Source organism: Vibrio sp. B1ASS3, from assembly GCF_905175355.1.
Classification (GTDB): Bacteria; Pseudomonadota; Gammaproteobacteria; order Enterobacterales; family Vibrionaceae; genus Vibrio; species Vibrio owensii.
In genome coordinates this window covers 1,344,991-1,368,949 of record NZ_HG992743.1, presented here as the reverse complement: position 1 = coordinate 1,368,949, position 23,959 = coordinate 1,344,991, and the positions used below count along the sequence as shown (strand labels likewise).

General features: G+C 46.2%; 10 protein-coding genes. 7 read left to right on the top strand and 3 right to left on the bottom strand.

Annotated elements, in window-relative coordinates; genetic code table 11:
* Genes vctD through vctC form a run of 3 tightly spaced genes read left to right on the top strand, consistent with a single transcriptional unit; the run spans position 1 to position 2,637 of the window.
* The gene (gene vctD / locus KJB05_RS24430) at positions 1 to 936 is read left to right on the top strand and encodes an iron chelate uptake ABC transporter permease subunit VctD (RefSeq protein WP_038867975.1); all 936 of its coding nucleotides are present in this window, start codon (positions 1 to 3) and stop codon (positions 934 to 936) included.
* Positions 929 to 1,879 (top strand): iron chelate uptake ABC transporter family permease subunit, encoded by a 951-nt coding sequence (vctG, locus tag KJB05_RS24425; protein ID WP_208445153.1) that lies wholly within the window; start codon positions 929 to 931, stop codon positions 1,877 to 1,879. Before vctD ends, vctG begins: the two co-directional genes overlap by 8 nt.
* 2 nt (positions 1,880 to 1,881) lie before the next feature.
* Positions 1,882 to 2,637, top strand: coding sequence for an iron chelate ABC transporter ATP-binding protein VctC (gene vctC, locus KJB05_RS24420; RefSeq protein WP_039989758.1), 756 nt, complete (start codon positions 1,882 to 1,884; stop codon positions 2,635 to 2,637).
* A 45-nt stretch (positions 2,638 to 2,682) separates the two neighbouring features.
* On the opposite strand, the gene cueR is transcribed toward vctC, so the two are convergent.
* Both cueR and KJB05_RS24410 read right to left on the bottom strand, forming a co-directional pair.
* Entirely contained in the window at positions 2,683 to 3,069 is a 387-nt protein-coding gene (gene cueR, locus KJB05_RS24415; protein ID WP_005437780.1) for a Cu(I)-responsive transcriptional regulator, read from the bottom strand.
* A gap of 109 nt (positions 3,070 to 3,178) precedes the next feature.
* Entirely contained in the window at positions 3,179 to 4,150 is a 972-nt protein-coding gene (locus tag KJB05_RS24410; protein WP_208445154.1) for an AraC family transcriptional regulator, read from the bottom strand.
* 116 nt (positions 4,151 to 4,266) lie between these two features.
* Here KJB05_RS24410 and KJB05_RS24405 point away from each other — a divergent pair, with 116 nt between their 5' ends.
* A complete protein-coding gene (locus tag KJB05_RS24405) occupies positions 4,267 to 6,273 on the top strand; it encodes a TonB-dependent siderophore receptor (protein WP_208445155.1) in 2,007 nt (668 codons plus the stop codon).
* A gap of 81 nt (positions 6,274 to 6,354) precedes the next feature.
* Positions 6,355 to 6,636 carry a DUF2218 domain-containing protein gene (locus KJB05_RS24400; protein WP_208445156.1) on the top strand — a complete coding sequence of 94 codons (282 nt, stop codon included), beginning with the start codon at positions 6,355 to 6,357 and terminating at the stop codon, positions 6,634 to 6,636.
* Between the two features lie 80 nt (positions 6,637 to 6,716).
* On the opposite strand, the gene KJB05_RS24395 is transcribed toward KJB05_RS24400, so the two are convergent.
* The gene (locus tag KJB05_RS24395; protein ID WP_005431786.1) at positions 6,717 to 6,965 is read right to left on the bottom strand and encodes a YgjV family protein; all 249 of its coding nucleotides are present in this window, start codon (positions 6,963 to 6,965) and stop codon (positions 6,717 to 6,719) included.
* 322 nt (positions 6,966 to 7,287) lie between these two features.
* Between KJB05_RS24395 and KJB05_RS24390 the strand changes: the two genes are divergently transcribed.
* Together KJB05_RS24390 and KJB05_RS24385 are read left to right on the top strand one after the other, a co-directional pair.
* Entirely contained in the window at positions 7,288 to 7,551 is a 264-nt protein-coding gene (locus KJB05_RS24390) for a hypothetical protein (RefSeq protein ID WP_009704152.1), read from the top strand.
* A gap of 281 nt (positions 7,552 to 7,832) precedes the next feature.
* Positions 7,833 to 23,888: a retention module-containing protein gene (locus tag KJB05_RS24385; protein ID WP_208445157.1), complete on the top strand. Its 16,056-nt coding sequence runs from the start codon at positions 7,833 to 7,835 to the stop codon at positions 23,886 to 23,888.
* Positions 23,889 to 23,959 lie beyond the last annotated feature (71 nt).

The window sequence follows — 23,959 nt, the reverse complement described above, 5'->3', positions numbered from 1 at the left end:
TTGAAAAAGTTATTGCTTGTTCTTATTGTTCTAAGCGTCGCATCGTTGTTTGTTGGGGTGGCAAATATGACACCCCAACAGTTGTTTTCGGGCGATGCAAAAGCAATAGAACTCTTCTTTACTAGCCGAATTCCGCGTTTATTTGCCATTCTTCTTGCTGGAGCAGGGCTGAGCATCGCTGGATTAGTGATGCAGCAAATTAGCCAAAACCGATTCGCCGCGCCTTCAACAACGGGCACGATTGAGTGTGCCATGCTCGGTTACGTAATGAGTGTGGTGTTTTTTGGTAATGGCGAACAGCTTTGGCTTGTCTTTGCTGTCTCTATTCTGGGTACCTTGATGTTCGTCCAGTTCATTCAACGCATCCAATTCAAAAGTGTCGTGTTTGTACCGCTTGTCGGCATCATCTTTGGTAACGTTGTTGACGCCGTTACTACCTTCATTGCCTACAAATACGATGCGCTGCAAAGCCTGTCTGCATGGAGTGTGGCGAATTTTGCCAACATTTTACGTGGTGACTTTGAGCTGCTTTACATTGCTGTTCCCGTCGCCCTTTTAAGTTACCTATTTGCTGCGCGTATCTCTGCTGTTGGCATTGGTAAAGACTTTGCAGTAAACCTTGGTCTTAATTATCAGCAAGTGGTGACGTTAGGTGTACTTTTGGTATCGGTAATGTCTGCCAGTGTTGTGATGATCGTTGGTCAACTGCCGTTTCTTGGACTTATTGTTCCAAACTTAGTCAGTTACTTCTATGGCGACAATCTTAAACGCAATATCCCGCTTACTGCCATGTATGGGGCAATACTGGTTTTGGCGTGTGACTTGGTTAGCCGATTGATCATCTTCCCTCATGAAATGCCGATTTCAATCGTGATCAGCATCTTGGGCGGAGTGGTGTTTATCGCGATGTTGCTGCGAGGTAAGCAAAGTGCGTGATTTCAAGAAACTGTTCTTATTGGCAGCCGTCGCGCTGCTTTTTGCGTTTTTGTTTATTGGCATTGGCTTAACGGCAGATAACTACCAGTACTTTTTGTCGCGACGTGTGCCTAAAGTGCTAGCCATGGTGTTGGCGGGTATTGCGATTGCTCAATCTTCATTGGTGTTCCAAACCATTACCCACAACCGGATTCTTACTCCAAGCATCATGGGGTTTGATGCGTTGTATGTGTTGACGCAAGTGTTGATCGTTTTGTTGTTTGGTGGTTTAAGCGCGCTCGTTCTGAATGTCTACATCAACTTCTCGATTGCTGTACTGGTTATGGTGGGATTTTCGCTGTTGCTGTTTGGGTTTTATTTTTCAAAAGGCGGCCGCAGTCTTATCACTTTGCTGTTAGTTGGGCTGATCTTTGGGCAGTTGTTTAGCAATATTGCGGTGTTCTTCTCCCTTCTGATCGACCCAAATACCTTTGCGTTTGTGCAATCTAAACTGTACGCCAGCTTCAACAATGTGAAGGTGAACTTGGTGTATCTCAGTTCGCCAATATTGTTCATCGCTTGCTGGTTGTTGTATCGCATGCATCGCACTTTAGATGTTTTTTGGCTAGACCAAGACAATGCTAAGAGTCTAGGGGTTGATGTCCCTAAAGTGACGCGCAATGTATTTATTCTCTCTGCGGTTCTCATTGCCATTTCGACGGCTTTGGTCGGGCCAATCATGTTCTTTGGTTTATTGGTGACGAACTTGAGCCGTGAAATGTTCCACTCTTACCAGCATCGTACCTTGTTAGTCGGTTGTTCATTGATGGCAATTTGTGCCTTGTTGTCGGGGCAGTGGATTATAGAAAACCTATTTTCATTTGAAACGACGCTGAGCGTGGTGATTAACTTTATTGGTGGTATCTACTTCTTGTATCTACTGCTGAAAAACAAAGTCGTATAAACATGATAGTTATAGATAAATTAACCAAAGCATTTGGTTCCAACAAAGTGGTTGATGGTGCGGATACCCAATTTGAGAAAGGGAAGGTGACATCGATTATTGGTCCAAACGGAGCAGGAAAGAGTACCTTGCTGTCCATGGCGTCACGATTGACCGAGCGAGATGGTGGTAGTGTCATGATCGACTGCAAAGAGATTGCAGAATGGGACACCAAAGAGCTCGCAAAAAAACTGGCGGTGTTGCGCCAAGCAAACACGATCACGATGCGTTTTACCGTAAAAGAATTGGTCTCGTTTGGGCGATTCCCTTATTCAAAAGGCAACTTGTCCAAAGATGACCATGCGATCATCGAGCAAGCAATTGACTACTTAGACCTGAAAGAAATTCAAGATAAATTCTTAGATGAATTGAGTGGTGGTCAACGACAGCTGGCGTTTATTGCGATGGTGATTGCCCAAGATACGGACTATGTTTTCCTTGATGAGCCATTGAATAATCTTGATATAAAACACTCATTGCAGATCATGAAAGTCGTTCAGCGCCTTGCTCACGATATGAATAAAGCCATGGTCGTAGTGATTCATGATATTAACTTTGCGGCTTGTTACTCCGACGAGATCCTTGCGTTGAAGAAGGGCAAAGTGGTTGCGACTGGCAAAGTAGAGGAGGTGATTCAGGCATCCACGCTAGAAGATATCTACGAGACACCTTTTAATATCATTGAGCTTAATGGCAAGCGTATGTGCACTTACCATTAAAGCTACATTCATTAAATTAAAACGAAATGAGAAATGTTGGCGAGCTTACTTGGTGAGCTCGTCAATGATTGGACATCGGCTCTCGGCATCGCCTGGGCAAGATGAAACCCAACCTTCTAATTGCTTTTTAATCTCCAACAAGTGAGCGATCTTTTGCTCAACCTCATGAAGCTTATCCATCGTACGCGCTTTCACTTCGCTGCTCTTGCGATTTGGATTGTGCGCTAGTTGCACAAATTCTTTGCATTCTTGTAGTGAGAATCCTGCGTTTTTCGCTCGGGAAACAAGGTTGAGCTCTTGGATGTGTTTGTCAGAATATTCGCGATAGCCTGAATCGCTGCGAGCTGGTGACGAGATGATGCCTTTGTCTTCGTACATACGAATCGACTTAGAAGACAACCCTGTTAATTTCGCAACTGCACCAATATTCATGATGACCTCTGTATTTCAGAAAACCTTTCTCGCGAGTATAACGCCAAGTGTTTATCTTCCCAAATGGCTTTGAGAGCAAACCTATTTTGTGGCGTTGACACGAATACCATCAATGGCTGTTTACGACCTCGTGCGGCGGAACACCAAACACTTTCTTGAAGGCGTTGGTAAAGTTCGATGGGTGGTGGTAACCCGCCTCATATGCAGCTTCTGTGATGGTGACTAATCCACGCTCCAAATGCTGACGAGCAATCTCCAACCGGCGGTGACGGATGTAACCGTTGATGGTCATATTAAAAGATTGTTTAAAGCGACGCTGGAGGTTAGAGACGCTCATCGAGAACTGTTCTGCTAAGCGCTCTAAGGTTAAATCCTCTTCGAGGTGCGTCTCAATATAACTGACGACATCCTCGATTCGAGCATCGCCAGAACGCTTTTTCTCTTCACACTCTGCGCAGTAGTCGTCTGGCATTTGCCCGATAGAGTGGGAGAGCACTTGGTAAATTAAACTCTCTACCGCTATACGATCTTTCATGTTTGTCGGAGACTCATGTTGAGTGAGAGCTCGTGTCAAATCAATTAACGTCTCGTTAAGCTTCAGTGTGTAAAAGGCTTGGTGAGTTTCAATAAAGCGCTTGTGACCGCAACGTCCCGCCATTCTCGATTCCAACCAATGTGGCTTAATAAGAATATTAATCTTATTCATTCGGTTGTTTTGAATCAGCGAGCGGCGGAAGTTTGCAGGCTTAGCTAGGTTAACAACTACGCCTTGTGGGGCTTTGCTTGCATCAAAATCAAATTGGAGGTCATCGTAACCAAAAGAAAGTTTCCCTTCCAACAGAATGGTAATCAGTAGTGCAGAATGTGCGGTTGAAACGATATTCGAATCGACTAATTCAATGCAACGTCCGCCATGAACAAAGATTTGGTCGTTGTATTGGTAGGAGAGGAATTGACCTTCCGCGAGTTGGGTTTGGTTGCTTTGACCTTGGGTTACAATGATCTGTTTTTCCGTCTGCTCAAGCTTTTTGGTTAGAGCCACTTTGGCAATTTTAGTTCTTTTTTTGGTCTCTTCCGCCATTTGACGTTTCCTCATAACACCTATGCGATTTCGCATAAGTGATTCGTCTTTGTATTTATCAATAGCGATCCTATCATGCATGAGAATTATTATCATTTATATTTAGGGAGACGTTTATGGAAAGCCCAGTTAGCTCACCAATTAAGCTTTCAAGCCTATGCCTAGCAGTCGGGGTGGCACTTGCTCATCCTGCTTTAGCCCAAGATCAAGATTCTCATTTCGAAGAGGTAGTGGTGTGGGGCACGAAGGTATCCAGTAACACCGAATCAATGTTTGCCGACGACATGTCGCTTAAACAAGCTGACCACATGTCTGATTTGCTTCGTGATATTCCTGGCGTTGACGTAGGTGGTACACACTCTGTCAATCAACGTATTACGATTCGTGGTCTGGGTGAAACCGATCTTGATATCCGTTTAGACGGTGCCTCTCAGCACGCCAATATGTTCCACCATATTGGTAACCTTACACTCAACCCAGACATTCTAAAGTCAGCAGATATCCAAGTGGGTAATAACTCAGTTACCCAAAGCGGTCTTGGCGGTTCGGTGTACTTTGAGACTAAAGATGCTCGTGATCTGCTGCGTTACGATGAAAACTTTGGTGCTCGCGTTTATGGCGGTTATGCGTCTAACGACAACCAACAAGGTTCTCTAACGCTATATGGATTGCTGTCTGAAAACGTGGACGCGATGGTCTATGGTCACTACGTAACACGTGATGACTTTAAAGATGGTGATGGTAACAAAACCTTTGGTGCGGAAGGGGATGTTTACAACATCTTAGGTAAGCTCGGTTATGAGTTTGGCGATATTCACCGACTAGAAATCTCATACGATATGTATCGTGACAGTGGTGATTACAACCCACGCCCTGATATGTCTGGTGATGCCAATAACGGTTTGTCGAGTGAGCTTCTGATTCCAACCGATTATGATCGTGACACGGTCACATTAAGTTATGAGCTTCGTGGTGAGCAACACCAAGGGGACGTCACGTTATATAACACTGCAACCGAAATCGTCCGTGATGAATCTGTCATGGCGCCGCGTTGGCCAGCAAACCGCTTATCGAAAAATACCGCGAAAAATCAGAACATTGGCTTAAGCGCAAAATTCCAATCATTGCTCACTCTGGGGAACTTTGATCATCGCGCGACTTACGGCCTTGATTACATGGATAAGACTTCTGAAAGTTACTATGGCAGCAGCAAGTTCATGGATGAATCTGCAGTTTCTACAGCTTTGTTCGTCGAAGACCAATTCTTTATTTCGGACGCGCTTTCGATCACAGCTGGCCTACGATTTGACGACTACCAACGCAAAGCAGAAACAGGTAACAACGATTACGACGAGGTGACCTGGGCACTAGCGGCAGAGTGGGCAGTAACACAAGACTGGACGTTGTTTGCAAGTTCTCGCTCGCTGTTTAAAGGTCCAGAGTTAATGGAAACCTTTATTGCTTACCAAGATGTGGCTTATCTACAAGATGGTTTGAAGCCAGAAACGGGACTCAACACCCAAGGTGGTGTTCGTTTCAATAAGACGGTAAATGAACACACATTTGGCGCAAACCTAACCGTGTTCCAAACCGATATTGATGACTACATTGCAGAAGCGTATCAAGGAGCGACTCAAACATACCTTATTTACAATGAAGGTGATGTCGAGATCAAAGGTTTTGAAGCGAGTGCTTTCTATGGTTACGAAAGCTTTGGCAGCAAGCTGTCTTACTCTAAGTCGGATACAAAGAACAAAGATACGGGCGGCCCAGTAGCGGGTGGTAATGGCCGTAGTATTGACATGGGTGACAGCATCGCTTTAACGCTGGATTACCAATCTGATTCGCTAGAAACCATTTTCGGCTGGAGTTCAATGTTTGTGCTTGAGGAAGATAACGTGTTTGACGGTCAACCTAAGAAAGACTGTTACGATGTTCATAACTTGTATGCACAATGGGTACCTTCTAACGTTGACGGGCTATCGGTCACCTTTGGTATTGATAACGTATTTGATGAGCTCCACACATCCCACGCCTCTCGCTCAGGCACAGCAAGGGGGATTACGTTAGACGATTACGAACCAGGGCGTAACTACAAGTTGTCTGCCGCTTATCAATTCTAACTCTAAGGGCAATAACAACAACCTTAGATGTTTGGCTCTCGTACGAGAGCTCTTTTTTATGAAAGGGACGAGGGACTGAAATTGATCAAAGAAACCACTGTAATTGAAAGTGAGCATGCGGCGAAATATCTCGTGACTTTGTGTCGCCACTTCGCACGTAAAGTGCCGGCGACTTGGAATGATGAAAAAGGTTTGGTGACATTTCCTGTTGGAAATACGGAGTTTAAGTTAGAAGGGGACCGTTTACTGATAACTTGTGAGGCGGACTCTGAAGAGTCATTAGAAAAAGTGAAGGGCGTTGTGTCGGTTCATGTAGAAATGTTCTCCCGCCGCGAAACTCTGAAGTTGAACTGGATACGCTAGCGAAAGCGAATCGAGACTCGCGACCAAAAACAAAAAAGCCCGTAAGCATGATACTTACGGGCTTTCCAAAATCGTTTTTCCTAGGCTTCTTCAGGCGCTAGGCTTTTTTTTTCCTGCTGCATTTTAGCAAGGAAGTACACGTTAACACATGCAATAAAACCGTTAGTTAGAACTACTGGCCATGAATCGATCATCAAACCGTACGCTGTGAAAAGTGCACAGCCGATAAAGTTAAGGATACGAAGCTTAACGATATCTTTCATAGTTAGTGAGATAGCAACCATGATAGAAGCCGCGTAGCCTAGAATCTCAACCATGTTCATTTCCATTATTTGACCCTCTTAAATCTGCCGAATTTTGTCGGTACCACTTCTTCTCATCTTGAGATTAACGAGGAAGCTCCATGCCTCGAATGGTCTTGTTCGTTTTGATGGGTGAACTATAGCAATGGAAAAACCGTGATGAAAGCCTCAAATCAAGGTTAAGAGAAGGTTAGCGATTACGCAAACGTTTAGGAAAAAATTCATTGATAATTTTACTTATTATGTTGATTGATAATAGCGATACAAACAATAGACAAAACTGAGTTGAAGGAATAAGGACAATAACATAATATTGAAAATGAGAATTATTATTAATTAAGTGTAATTTATGCCTGTTGCCATTAGCTTTCTGTTTTCATTTGCCTTGATGATGCGTACCAAACCTCATTCGTGGGGAGTGGCTATCCACGTATTAACACATGTCTTGATGCTGATTCTTATTCCTTCTGACTATGTCGTTCAGTATTTGATGGTAATGTTTTTCTCTTCACCTTTCCTTATCCGACTTGCGAAACGATCTTCAAGCTACGATATTCTGTTCGCATTTTTGCCGCTTCTTATCGGTACGGGCGGATTAGTTTTAACTTCATAATTTCACGTCACTTCGTCTTTTTATTTATAAATACTAAGCTTTTATTAATAGTCTATTATTTTCATATGCTTGGTTGTGGTATCACTCTGGTTAAGGTGTCACATAATTGTGACTATATACTGATTTCGTTTCTACTGATTAACGAAAGTGCAAAATATGATTGTTTATTGACTCAATAGTTAGTTAAATCGACCTATGAGAAAATGTGAATCACATTCCGATAAACTAAAATAATTTATAAAGGTCTAACGTTAAGACGTTAGCCATTTAGCGGGGGTCAGATGAGTACACAAGCTGTGCCGCAGGAAGTATTAGTAGATGCTGTCAAAGGGGATGTTTACGCTTTAAACCTTGAGGGGAAGGTTAGAGCGATTAACGTCGGAGATGTATTGGTTCCGGGTGATATAATCATCACGGAAAATGGCGCTTCAATTGAAGTGATAGCGGAAGGTTCTCTCTATCTAGTAGACGAGAATTGTGTGGCGTGCATACCAGCGCCGACACCTGAAGCAGCACCGACGGAAGCGGTCGTTCAAGCGCCTGTTGACGGACAAGTCAATGTTGACCCAACGGCAGCGGCAGACGCTGAGTTTGGTGCAGAAGACGTGGCTGCGATTCAACAAGCCATTTTGGAAGGTGCCGACCCTACCGCCATTTTAGAAGCAACCGCTGCAGGTCCTGGCGGAGGTGGTGGTTCCGGTTCTGCGAATGCGGGCTTTGTTACCATTGAGTACAACAATCCTGAAGTACTCGCATCAACCTTCTTCGAGACATCGGCTCCAAGCGGTGATACCGAAACCGATGATGACATTGATGGCCTCGACATCACCATTTTTGCTGACGGCGGTCAGTCTCTCTCTTCTCAAGTAACAGAAGGCTCAATTTCTCTATCAAGCTACCCGCAAACCATTTCATCTAATGTGCTGGTTGAAGCAGGGGATCTCGCACTTGATACTGCTTCATTTGTACCTGAAACGTCTTCTTTAGAGTCTTTGTTAACTGAGCTTAACAGTGATATTACCTCTGGTGGTCAGCCAGTGGCGTTCGTTTATGACGAAGCGCAAAATGCCATTATCGGTACTCAAGAAGGTAACGAAGTGCTTCGTATCGAGATCGAAGCGACATCTTTAGGCCGTGATTTAGAGTTAGAGGTCGTTACCACGATTAGCCAAGGTATTGACCATGTTGCGTCTGTTGCTGATGGCCAAGTATCGATCGTCGGTGATCAAATCAATATTGCTTTTGATATTACAGGCGCAGATATTGGTGGTAACAGCATTCAAGCGCCTATTGACTTTACGACAACCGTTATTGATGGCGATGATCCTGCGCCGCAAAACGTTACTTTTGAAAACGTTGAGTCTTCTTCTACACCAATCACTGGCACCTTTGTTGATATTGGTAGTGATCAATTGGCAACGGTCACGTTTAATCAAGAAGGACTTAGTCAATTTGATGGCCTACTGAGTGATAATCAGGCGACAGAAGCGGTACTCTCTGAAGACGGCAGTACTATCACCTTGTCCATTGCTGGCTCGAATGAAACCGTCTTAACCATCAGTCTGAATACTGATGGTACCTACCAATTTGAGCAATTTAAGCCGTTAGAACAAACAAACGGTGAAGATACGATTGAGCTCTCTTTGCCAACCACAATCGTCGACTTTGACCAAGATACGGCAAGCAACATCTTTACGATGACCATCCTCGATGGCGATAATCCAGTGATTGAGAACGTGACGGGATTGTCTTTAGACGAGGCGGGTGTTGACCAAGGTTCACAGGAAGGCGCGACAGTAACAAGTGGGACTGGGTCGATCACGACAGCGGTCGGAAGTGACATCATTGATCACTATGAGTTGGAACCTACAGAGTTTAATGTTGGTGGAGAACTTCAATCTCAAGGGCAGGTTGTTCAACTAGAACTAGCGTCCGAGAGTAACGGCGTACGTACTTACGAAGGCTTCATCGAGCTGGATGGTGTGCGTATTACCGTATTTGATGTGGCGATTGATGCGCCTGCATTGGGCGAATACCAATTCAACTTGTATGAACAACTCGACCATACGGGTGCTAATGATGACTCGCTTACTTTCTCACTGCCAGTTTATGCGGTAGATGCAGATGGCGACCGCTCCTCGATTACCGACGGTTCGAACACACCAGAAGCGGCGCAAGTTGTCATTCAAGTTCAAGATGACGTTCCTACGATTGATGGCGTTGATGCGCTAGCCGTCGATGAAGATGATTTATCAAGCATAGGCTCCGATCAAAGCGACTCTGTGCTCGCGCAAGGCAACTTCACGACGACTCAGGGCTCAGACCGTGTCGTAAGTTATCAATTAGAGAGCAGCACTGATCCACTCAATGGGTTGGAATCACAGGGTCGATCTATCTCTCTGACGGAAACAACCAATTCAGATGGCAGCTTTACCTATTCTGCAACAGCAGAAGGGGACGCTATCTTCACCTTACAAGTGAACCCTGACGGTTCTTATTCATTTACCCTTGAAGGTCCAATTGATCATGCTGTGGGTAGTGATAGCTTAACTTTAGACTTCAATATTGTCGCAACGGACTTTGACGGTGACACCAGTTCACTCGTTTTACCGGTAACCATTGCTGATGATGTGCCAACCATTAACGACGTTGTTGCTCTTACCGTCGATGAAGATGACTTAAGTTCGGTGGGCTCTGACCAATCACAGCCAACGCTGGTTGAAGGTCAGTTCACGACGACTCAGGGTTCTGATGGCGTCGTACAGTATCAGTTGGATGTAAACGCTGATCCTTTAAATGGCCTGCAATCTCAAGGTCAAACCGTCTCCATTGCCGAAACGCAAAATGCAGACGGCAGTTACACCTACAGCGCAACGGCAAATGGCAGTGCAGTTTTCACATTAATTTTGAATACTGATGGCTCGTACAGTTTTGAGCTGCAAGGTCCAATCGACCATGCGGCAAATAGCGATAGCTTAACCCTTGATTTTAGTGTTATTGCTACCGATTTCGATGGTGACACAAGCCAAATCGTACTGCCTGTTACCATCGTGGATGATAAGCCAACCATTACCGATGTCGATGCAATTACCGTTGATGAAGATGATTTAGGCACGATTGGTTCAGATCAGACTGACCCGATTTCAATCGATGGCAACTTCACTACCACACAAGGCTCTGACCGAGTGGTGAGCTATCAGCTTGACGCGTCTGCAACACCAGTGGCTGGACTCACATCACAAGGCGCGGCCGTCACGCTGACTGAAACCGCAAACGGTGATGGAAGCTTCACTTACGAGGCGACAGCGGGTACTGAAGCGGTCTTTACGCTGACAGTGAATACTGATGGCTCTTACAACTTCACGCTAGAAGGTCCAATCGACCACGCGGTAGATAGTGACGAGTTGACGCTCAACTTCCCAATCATCGCGACCGACTTTGATGGCGATACCACAAACGCCACTATCCCTGTGACGATCGTGGACGATAAGCCAGTTATTACTGACGTCGACGCAATCACGGTTGATGAAGATGATCTAGCGTCAATTGGCTCAGACCAAAGCAATCCGATTTCTATTGATGGTAACTTCACCACCACACAAGGTTCAGACCGAGTGGTGAGTTACCAGCTTGATGCTTCTGCAACACCGGTTGACGGTTTAACGTCGCAAGGCGTGGCTGTCACACTGACAGAAACCGCAAATGGTGATGGTAGCTTTACCTACGAAGCAACAGCGGGCTCTGATGCGGTCTTTACGCTGACAGTGAATACTGATGGCTCTTATAACTTCACGCTTGAAGGGCCAATTGATCACGCTGTTGATAGTGATGAGCTGACACTGAACTTCCCAATTATCGCAACCGACTTTGATGGCGACACTGTCACAGAAACCATTCCAGTCACGATTGTTGATGATGTACCGACCATCACAGCGGTGGATGCGTTGAGTGTCGATGAAGATGACCTTAGCGGTGTGGGTTCCGACCCTGGCGGCGATCTGTTCGTTGAAGGCGCGTTTACCACCACTCAAGGCTCTGACCGAGTGGTGAGCTATCAACTGGATTCAACCGCTGATCCTGTTGCGGGGCTGACCTCTCAAGGTGAGGCGATTATCTTGGTGGAAACCGCGAATGGCGACGGCAGCTTTACTTATGTTGCGACCGCTGACGGCAATCCTGTCTTCACGTTGAATGTCGCAACAGATGGTACGTACGACTTTACGCTGCAAGGTCCGATTGACCATGCAGCTAACAGCGACAGCCTGACGATTGATTTCCCAATTATTGCCACCGATTTTGATGGTGATACGACTTCGGCAACCATTCCAGTCACGATTACGGATGATGCACCAATCATTGATAATGTCGTGCCTCTGGCTGTAGACGAAGATGATTTATCAGGTATTGGCTCAGACCAAACTGACGCTGTGTTTGTTGAAGGCGCGTTTACGACTACTCAAGGTTCAGACCGAGTGGTGAGCTACCAACTTGATTCAACTTCTGATCCTGTTTCAGGTTTAACTTCTCAAGGTGAGCCTGTTATTTTGGTAGAGACTGCGAATGCCGATGGCAGCTTCACTTACGTGGCAACTGCGGATGGCAATCCTGTCTTCACCATGAATGTGAATGCTGACGGTACATATGACTTCCGTCTGGAAGGGCCAATCGATCACGCGTTAAACAGCGACGAGTTAGTACTGAACTTCCCAATCATTGCAACAGACTTTGATGGCGATACGACGACCGCGACCATTCCAGTCACGATTACTGATGACGTTCCAACCATTAATAACGTTGTTCCACTGAAAGTAGACGAAGATGATCTCGCTACAATTGGCTCAGACCAAAACGATGATGCGTTTATGTCGGGCTCTTTCAGCACAACTGAAGGCTCAGACAGCGTTGTTAAATACCAGCTTGATGCAACGGCAGATCCAGTAGCAGGGTTGACCTCTCATGGTGAGCCTGTCGTGCTTGCTGAAACTGCTAACGGCGACGGCAGCTTTACTTACACTGCCACAGCAAATGGCAATGACGTATTTGAATTGGTGGTGAAGCCAGACGGCAGCTACACCTTTACTCTGCAGGGCCCACTAGACCATGCGGTGAATAGTGACAGTCTACAAATCGACTTCCCGATTATCGCAACAGATTTTGATGGCGACACGTCGACGGAAACACTACCTGTCACCATCGTTGATGATAAACCAACCATCACTGACGTAGACGCAATCCGTGTGGATGAAGATGACCTAGCGACGATTGGCTCTGATGGCTCAGATCCAATTTCAATCGATGGCAACTTCACTACAACGCAAGGCTCTGACGGGGTAGTAAGCTACCAATTGGATGCGGCTGCAACGCCAGTTGATGGCCTAACATCGCAAGGTGTGGCAGTGACGCTGACGGAAACTGCAAACGGCGACGGTAGCTTCACTTATGAAGCAACTGCGGGAACCGATGCTGTCTTCACGCTGACCGTGAATACGGATGGTTCATACAACTTCACGCTTCAAGGTCCAATCGACCATGCGACCAACAGTGATGAGCTGACACTGAACTTCCCAATCATCGCGACGGATTTTGATGGTGATACCACCACAGAAACGATCCCAGTCACCATCGTGGATGATAAACCGGCTATTACCGATGTCGATGCGATTACCGTTGATGAAGATGACTTAAGCACGATTGGCTCAGATCAGACTGACCCGATTTCAATCGATGGCAACTTCACCACCACACAAGGCTCGGACCGAGTGGTGAGCTATCAGCTCGATGCTTCTGCAACACCAGTAGCTGGACTCACATCACAAGGCGTGGCAGTCACACTGACGGAAACCGCAAACGGCGATGGTAGCTTTACTTACGAAGCGGCAGCGGGGACTGAAGCGGTCTTTACGCTGACAGTGAATACCGATGGCTCTTATAACTTCACGCTAGAAGGTCCAATCGACCACGCGGTAGATAGTGACGAGCTGACACTGAACTTCCCAATCATCGCAACCGACTTTGATGGCGACACGTCTGCTGAGACAATTCCTGTCAAGATCGTTGATGACAAACCGACACTTGGTGGCATCGAAGCAACAAGTGTGCAAACGGTTGACGAGGACGATATCCCAACAGTCGGATCTGATGGTACGCAGTCGAACAGCATTGCAGGTAACTTCATCGCGACTGATGGCTCTGATGGCATTGTGGAGTACAGCGTTTCTGACCTGACGATGCCAGTACAAGGCCTGACCTCTGGTGGTCAATCTCTGGTTATGGTTGAAGTATCAAACGCAGGTGGCGTTTCAGTTTACGAAGCTCGTATCGATGGCACGACGACACCAGTATTCCGTGTGACTCTCGATGCTTCTGATGATAGCTACACGTTCGATTTGCTTGCTCCTCTCGATCATCCAAATGCTGATGGCCAAAATGAACTGGTCATCAATTTACCGATAAACGCGACTGACTTTGATGGAGACGTGTCGAACAACATCACCTTACCAATTACGGTTGTGGATGATGTTCCGACCATTGATGGTTTACTAGCAGGCAGTGAACAGACTGTTGATGAAGATGACCTACCAGCAGGTACGGATGCTGCAAGTGCAGAAGATACTGTTATTTCAGGTACTTTTGATATCACCGAAGGTGCTGACCAAGTTGCTTCTATTCAACTGAGTGACCTGACCACGCCTGTTGCGTCACTGACTTCAGATGGTGAAGCTATCACCTTAGTTCGGTCTTCTAGCGCAAACGGCGTGAACGTATACCAAGGTGTCGCTGGCAATCCTGCTGAAGTGGTGTTCGAACTGACGTTGGATGCAACGAATAACACCTATGAGTTCGATTTACAGAAGCCGCTTGATCATCCAGATGGTAATCAGCAAAACGAGATTGTTATTAACCTCCCTGTGACGGCGACAGACAATGATGGTGATACTTCACCAGCCTTCACATTGCCAATTACCGTAGTGGACGATGTTCCAGTGGTTACCAATATTGAAAGTCTACGTGTCGACGAAGATGACTTACCTCTTGGTTCTGATGGAACGAAAGAGCCATTAACGGTATCAGGTGAGTTCGAAGTCACTAGCGCAGATGGTATTGATGCTTTCGAATTGGATCTGAGCTCAAATCCTATCCCGAATCTGAAATCGGGTGGAGAAGAGGTAACACTTTCTCAAGACGCTAGTGCCTCAACTGCTGACGCGCTTGTTTACGTGGGACAAACTCCGGGTGGAGTGACGATCTTCACGTTGACACTTCATCAAGATGGTAAATACGACTTTGAGTTATCTGGTCAGTTAGATCACGCGGTTAACTCTGATGAGATTTTGTTGAATCTACCTGTGAAGATTACAGATGGCGACAACGATACCATCACTGCGACCTTGCCAGTGACCATCGTAGATGACAAACCAACCATTGATGCTATTAGCTCTGGTAGTACCTTGTCTGTGGATGAGGATGATATTCCAAGCCAAGGTTCGGACGACACGCCAGAATCCAATATCATTGGTGGCAACTTTGACGTTACGGATGGTGCCGACTCTATCGTTAGCTTCCAGTTGGATAGCTTAACGTCGCCTGTTTCTGGACTTACGTCAGGTGGTCAACCGCTTGAGTTGGTTGAGTTTTCAAACTCAAACGGTGTGATTGAGTACCGAGCTTATGTACAAGGTACGACGGACACCGTCTTTAAACTGACGCTAAATGGTTCAGCAGACAGTTATGAATTTGAACTGTTGGGCGCACTTGATCATCCTACGGGTAACGATGAGAACTCGTTAGTCATCAACTTCCCAGTCAACGCGACCGATTTTGACGGCGATGTGTCCAATAACATCACCTTGCCGATCACCGTGGTGGACGATGTTCCAGCGATTGTGAAAGTGACAGACTCTAGCCAACAAACAGTCGATGAAGATGATCTTGCTGGTGGCTCAGACACGACAAGTAGCGATTCAACGGTATTAACCGGTGGATTTGAAGTCGTTGATGGTGCGGATGAGATTGTCAGTTACCAAGTTTCTGACCTCAATGCCGTTGTGTCTGGCTTAACTTCGAACGGCAACAGCATCGAGTTGAATGTGGTGAGCTCGGTTGGTGGTGTAACCAGTTACGAAGCGGTCATCACTGGTACATCAACTAAGATCTTCACGTTGTCTCTTGATGCGAATAACGACAGTTACCAATTTGAACTATTGGGACCAATCGACCATGATGCTGTTCAAGGTGAAAACAACCTTGTCATTGATATCCCAATTACAGTGACAGATTTTGATGGTGATACGTCATCATCACTGAACCTTCCAATCACCATTGTTGATGACATTCCTGAAATTACATCAGCAGATGCTTTGGCTGTTGACGAGGATGATCTCGCTAATGGCTCTCAGGCAACCAACAAAGACAGCCTAGAAGCAACAGGTAATTTCGATACGGTTGAAGGGGCAGATACGGTTGTCTCTTACCAGTTGGATCTTACTTCTAACCCGATCCCGGGAGTCACTTCAGGTGGTCTCGCGGTGACGTTAGTTCAAACCGCGGTAAGCAACAACAACTTTACTTATCAAGGTCAAACACCGGATGGTAACTCAGTGTTCACGCTAGTTTTGAACGCTGACGGCTCTTACAAGTTTACGCTTGAGGGTGCGCTAGACCACTCAACCCAAGGCGAAGATGCACTCATACTCGATCTTCCAGTCTTCGCGACCGATGTCGATGGCGATACAGCCGGTATTAACTTACCAGTGACGATTACCGATGATGTTCCAACCTTGTACGATGCGTCTATTTCACGTGTTGAGGGACAAGGAAACCGCACGGTTCGCTTATTCCGAGACCCTGTAGAAGGTGATGATGATCTTGGTGCTGACGGCGCACAGGTGACTTCATTCTCGGCTGATGATTCAGGCATTTACTTCAAGCAAAACGGTGTTGACTCGGATTCTGTTGATTTGAACGGCAGCAACCAAATTGTGTTCGTTCACAAGGTTCTTGACGGAGTGGATACAGAAATCGGTCGTTTGATTGTTCGAACTGACGGCCGCGTGTCTTTCCGTCCGAATGACGATCTTGACCATACAGAAACCGATTCGATTGATTTCACCATCAACGTCGTTGCAACCGATGGTGACGGTGATACTAGTGATGCAGATGTTGATATCTCAATCACGGACCGAAATGCGCAGATTAATACGTCAACCGTCACTGCATTTGAGGACCAAGGTCGTGGTGGTGTTGTCGCAGGCGTGGATTCTGCAAATACCCAAGATAACCTATCAACCTTGGATGTAACGCCGGCGAAAGTCGATTTGGTTATCGATTTGCATGATATCGATCGTAACGAGAGCCTAGGTGACATCACTATTCGAGATGCCAGTACCCACAACGGTACGTTCTATTATCGAGACGGTAGCGGCAACTACATTGAACTAACACCTGTCGGTAATACGGTTGTTCTTGATGCATCAAATGTCGAGCAGTCATTCAATGGTGAGCTTGTCTCGCTAGATAACTTGTACTTTGTACCAGATCGCCATTCGTCAACCGATGCTTCTGGTATCGATCCTCGTATCCGTGTGGAAATTCTTAACAATGGTACGCCAGACCATACGATTAATGGTCGCTTGGATATTGAAGTTGATGCGGTTGCAGATATTGCAACATGGAACGCTAGCAGCACCTTCGATTACACCGTTGATGAAGATGGCAACAATGTTGAGTTAGACATTGAAGCGAACACGCAAGATATCAGCAACCCAGAGTCCATCGTATATGAACTTGTCTTTACCGAGGGTGGAGACAATGCGACGTTGGTTTATTCAGATGGTACACCTATTCCTGAAGCGGGTGGCAAATACCTAGTGGATGCGAGTCGTATTGACGAGGTTGAAGTGGATCCTTCGGAGCACTTCTCTGGCCAAATTAAGCTAGATGTAACCGCGATTACGACTGAGAGTAATAACCCTCTGACGGGCAAAGAAACAGCGCGTTCTGAAACCGAAGAAATTGTGATTGACGTTAACCCTGTCGCTGACCAAGCAGACTTTGTGGTAAATCGCATCAACATTTTTGAGGATAACGCTCGAACTCAAGATACCGTCGACCCTGTGACAGACCACGATCCGCTTCAGTTGAGCGAGGTCATTACGATGAGCCCATCAGATGATATTGATGGCTCTGAAGAACTGTTTGTACGCATTGACAATTTCTCCATTGATGGTGTGACGTTGGTTTGGCTTGATACAGCAAATCCAAGCCAAATCAATGCAGTTACAGACAGTGGCGGTAATGTTCTTTACTACGAAATTCCAGAATCAAGCCTTGCTAATGTTGAAGTGCTTCCTCCATTACACAGTAACGAAGACTTCACGTTTGATGTAGAAGGTATTGTGAAAGATAACGCCTCTCTATCGGGGGGCGCCGCTCAGGACATTCGTTCTTTGGGCACGCAATCGGTGATTGTATCGGTGAAAGGTGTTGCGGATATCCCAGACATCGAACTGAACGATAAAACTGGCATTTGGAATGTGTTCGATGATGGTACCGTTCGAGGAATCGAAGCCGAAATCGATGAGAACGGTCAAGTTGATCTCGCGTTTAGCGTGGTTTCAGGAGAGCTGAAAGACAATCCCGCTGATAGTTCAGAATCCATCACGGTACTGCTGTCTAATATCCCTGATGGTGTAGAACTGTTTGATAACGATGGTGCCTCTATCGACCTGACGTTTGTTGGATACGATGGAGCAGGCCAACCGATTTACGAAGCAAACATTACCAATGTTAACGTAAACTCGGGCATCGTTATTCGACCTGAAGCGTCATCGACAGAAAATATTACCATCACAGCAACTACTATCGTGACTGAGAACGATGGTCATACGCGTGAGGTAACTGGTGAAATCCGCGTTAAAGTTGCCCCTGTGATTGATGCTCAAGACAACTATGTTGTTAGCTCTGAAGGCAACGAAGACACGCGCATTAATATTGATTGGGAGCCGACAGCAACGCAAAGCCCGGATGCGGACGAATTCTTTGCTGCTCTAACAATTAGTGGTTTCCCAAATGGCAGTACTGTTTATGTTGACGGTGTCGCGCAAACCGTGACAGGTGGCAGCATCACGCTCACTCCGGGAACTAACGAATCAGAGCAAGACTTCTCTGCCAGAATCACTCAAGATGGCTATATTCAAGTCCAGCTTGAACAGGACTCAAGTACTGACTTTAGCTTGAGTACACAGGTGACGGTGAAAGAAATTGATGCAGAGTATGTCGACTCAGGCAATCCGGGTGAGGGCATCGCATCTACCGTGATTAACGGTACAGTCAATGTTCAAGTGAATCCGGTTGTTGAACCAGAGGACTTAACAGGTGATGTCGCTGATCAAACTCGTCTACTGGTTGAAGAATCGGGTGGTACAACGACCGATGTAGTTCGGGCTGATGCTCAAGGTCACATCGATTTCACCATTAATACCAGTGCAGGCGGACAAACCGGTGCCAACATCATCAAGTATCAAGAGTTTGATAGTTCGTCTGATGAGGTGGTCACCCAACTTGTTGTGCAATTCAACAACATTGACCCAGAAGTACTCGACCAGTTGATTATTGTTGGTGCGTCGAATGAAGGTAATGGCCGTTGGACGATCACTGACGAAGAAAACTTTACGATTATCGCGCCAGCAGGCTTAGACCTGACTCCTAACGACGACAGTGATGATGCGGATAATGGTGGCATCTCTTCTATTGGTTTGACGATTTTTGCTTTGGTTAATGACCTTGGCGAAGACACTGTAGAAGAAGATGCGACGGTACAGCGTCAGACTGATATTACGTTAGAATTCCCGACCACAATTACGCCGCAAACGAGCGTTGCTGCAGAAATTGAAGTGGATGATACCGTTCAGATTGATGGCAACGAAGATAATGTTGTCGATTTCGGTACTCAGTTGGCCGCAAAAGTCACAACAGTCAATGCCGATGGTGTTGAGGATGTCCTTACTCTTGTTATTGACCCATCATCGCCAAATGTTGCACCGGGCCTAACAATAAGTGGTTCAGACGTTGATTTTGTCGATGGTAAGTTTGTATTCCAAGCGACAGTTGATGCGAGCGGAAACATAACTGGTCTAGATGGACTCACATTGACGGTCGCACGTGACTGGGCGGGAGACTTTACGCTGCCAGTTACTTTTGTCACCACGGATACCGATTCTGGTGATGAGAAGATGATCACCGAGCTCATTCCGGTTCAAGTATTGCCAATCGCTGACGTGCCAAGTTCATCTGGTGACCAACCATTAGATAACAATGTGACACCAGATGTTACGGTCGATATTACGGGCACGCTCGGTCTAGATGCTGACAAGCAACCAGTGAACGACCTTAACAATGATGTTCCGACTAACGATGGTATTGGCTACGAAGATGGTTTGATTCAACTTAACTTGAACGTCGACTTTGCAGACAATCGCAACAACTTACAATCAGGTAGAGAAACACTTACCAGCATTAAACTCACGCTTGACGATACGACGTTAGGTGAGTTTGTTGACGCGAGTGGCAACTCATTGGGTACCAGCATCGAATTCAGTGCTGCTGAAATTGCTGCAGGTGCTCTAGATGAAGTGCTGTTTAAGCCGAAAGAAAACTACCCAGTAGGCGGTGGTCAAAATACCGTTCAGATTAATATCGAAGGGGAGATCACTGATACAGCGATCATTGATGATACAACCTTGATTAATCCTGGTGATGATACGGATGTTCGGACCTTCACTGATAATGTGTCGTTTGAGATTACACCTGTTGTCGATGAGATAACGATCAGTGGTGCGGATCCGACACAACCAGTTGAAATTACGGGTGATGAAGACACGTTGATATCACTCAGTCAGTCTGGCTCTGGGCTTACGGTTAGCTTAAATGACAACGATGGCTCGGAAGAGTTTGTTTCCTTGAAACTAACAGGGTTGCCAACTGACTTTATTGTGATTTCAAACTCATCTGACTTTACAGTGAAAAACAACGGTGGTGGTGAATGGAGTATTCAGCTGAGTGATCCGAGCCAAACGTCGATTGATTTAAGTGGGATTCAGATTCAACCTCCAAAGAACTTCAGTGGTGAAGTTGATATTGGTATTACGGTATTTACTCAAGAAGAACTGCTCAAAGTACCGACAGAGCACACTGGCAGCTTCAAAGTCACCATTGAGCCAATTGGTGATGATGTTGATGTTAACCCAGATACCTTAGTTTCAGGTAATGAGGGTGAAGACATTGAAATCAATATCAATGCTCTTGTGGTTGATAACCAAGAGTCGATTGGTGATGGTGCGAATTATGAAGAAAACGATCCAGAAACACTTCGTGTAGAAATCGCGAATGTGCCAGATGGTGCAAGCATTGAACTTACCGACGGCACTACATTTGCCGACCTAGGTGGCGGTGTGTTCGTTCTAGAGATTGATGCTCAAGATCTGGATAAAGTGGTCTTTAACTCTGGCGATCGCAACGATAACTCTTGGAATGGCACATTAGAGTTTAAAGTGCAGGCCGTTGATACTGGCTTAGATGGAAGTCAAAGCCTAGGCACACCGAAAGAGTTCGACGTTAATGTCGAGGTAGAAGCTGTTAACGACCGCCCAGAGTTCGTGAATACAGTGGATGTTGAAACGCAAGAGGATACTCCGTTACTGCTTGATGGCTTCAGCATCACAGACGTTGATGCGGTGTTAGATGATCCGAACGCTGAGTATGTGCTCAATGTTAACGTAGACAGCGGTATCTTGGAGCTCAACCCAACGCTCATCACCACTTACAACCTAACCGTGAGCGGTGATGGTACGGACTCCGTTGAACTGAAAGGCACTGTGGCCGATCTAAACAATGCCATTGCAGACGGCCTGATTGAGTTCAATCCAGACCTGAACTTCTTTGGTGACGTTCAGGTGGACGTGACTGTCGATGACCAAGGCAATGAAGGTATCGTGATTGGTGGGGTAGATGACACCCTAAATACCAACAGCAGCAGCTTCAATATTGAAGTGACAGCGGTGAACGATACCCCAGAAACTACGCCAGTGACGCTACCGGATATTGAAGAAGACAGTGGTGTGTTCTCTATCTCTGAAGCGGATCTTATTGCGAATGCGACAGACGTAGAAAACGACAACCTCACTGTTAGTAATGTTCAGTTAACCGATCCAAGTTCGGGTAGCATTACTTTCAACAGCGGTACTGGTGAGTGGGAGTTTACTCCAGCGCCAGATTACAACGGTCCAGTTGAAATCACGTACACCATTACAGATGATGGCACGACAGATGGTGCATCCGATCCTAAATCGGTTAATGGCAGCGCGTCTTTCAATGTAACGGAAGTAAACGATGCACCAACAACGTCTGAAGTGACACTTTCTGATGTTGCGGAAGACAGTGCGGCGGTTGAGATTACCCAAGCTGATTTGTTGGCGAATGCCTCTGATATTGAGAACGACACGTTGACAGTGAGTAGCGTTCAATTGGTCGACCCAAGTAGCGGTACATTGGATTTCGATAACGTCTCAGGTACATGGTCATTTACACCAGCTCCGGGCTACAACGGCACGGTGAATCTGACTTATACCATTACCGATGACGGTACGACGAATGGTACTTCGGATCCTCAGACAGTGTCAGGAACGGCAACCTTTGAAGTCACCGAGGTGAACGATTCTCCGGTGACATCTGAAGTAACGCTAAGCAGCACGGAAGAAGATGGTGGCGCAGTGACGATTACTGCGACAGAACTTCTGAGTAATGCGAGCGACCCTGAATCGGACAACTTGACCATTAGTAGTGTTGCTCTGGCGGATCCTTCGGCGGGTACGTTAACGCAAATTAATGCGACAGAATGGACGTTTGAACCTGCTGCAGATTTCTTTGGTGACGTTAATTTCACTTATGAAATCACAGATGACGGAACCACTAACGGTGCGCCAGACCCAATCACAATTGCTGGCACAGCGGTGTTGAATGTTGAAGCAACCAATGATGCACCTGAAATCACAGCTACGTCGGTAACGGATACGATCAACGAAGCCGATGGCCAGAAAATTACGGGAATTAGTGTAAGTGACATCGACTTCACTGGTGCACAGGCGAACGAAATCATGACGGTGACTCTAGCGGTGACTGAAGGTGACGTTCGTGTTGAGCCGCCGGCAGGCAGCGGTGTCACTGTAGGTGCGGGAATGTTTGGTGAAATTATCCTAATGGGTACACCAGATAACATTAACTCCGTTCTTGGTGCGACAGATGCTTCTGAGGGCGTTTTTGTGGATGCAGGAGACGTTGATGCCGCTTCTATCACCTTATCGGTGAAAGTCGAAGACAACGGCGTGTACTTTGAAAATGCATCGGGTACAGCATTGGAAGCGAATCAAGACTTCACCATCAATGTGACCCCTGTGGCTGATGCCCCAACACTGGGTATCGATCCTCAGTTTAACTACATTCGTCAAATTGCTGCTAGCCAAACCGCGAGCAGTCAAGGCCTTGCAATTGTGGGCATCATGGCGGCGTTGACCGACATTGACGAGGTGCTTTCACTGGAACTAACGGGTGTACCTGCTAGTGCAGAGGTGACAAGCGGTGTTTCTCCATCAGGCATTAGCTTCGATGGCACCACTTGGACAGTACCAAGTGATGAAATTGATACACTAGAAATTGTAGCGACGGATACCAACAGTGGTATTGATATCGGTTCTTACGACATTTCGGTTACTGCGATATCAACAGAATCGAATGGTGATGAAGCGCAGTCTTCGCCTGTCCAAATTAGTTTGGATGTGAGCGGTGATAACGACGATATTGATCAGTCAAGCGCAACGGACGACAGTTATCTAGTTGGTGGAGACACAGGCATTAACTTAATCGGTGGGGAAGGCGACGACCTTATCGTAGGTGGCGATGGTGATGATGTGCTTATCGGTGGTCTAGGCTCAGACATCCTAACTGGTGGTGACGGCAGCGATACCTTCAAGTGGACAGTGGATTCGGTTGATGAAGGGGCAGTGGATACCATCACTGACTTTACGGTGAACGAAGACATGATTGATTTACGTGAAGTGATCTCTGACCTGAACAGCCCAATGATCGATATGGATGATCTGTTAGGACATATCTCAGCGGATTATGACGCATCTACAGAAGCGGTATCGTTGAACATCACGACCGACACCAATGTGCATCAAACCATCGTGGTTGAACACTTAGGTGATGCGCTGGACTTTAACGGTCTGAGTTCAAACGAGATCGTTGAGTCATTACTAAACAATAATGTGCTTGCCAATGGTTAACGCAGCCTAAAAGCAAAAGCGCGATAGCTCATAGAGTTATCGCGCTTTTTTGTGTCTGGTATAAAAAGCAG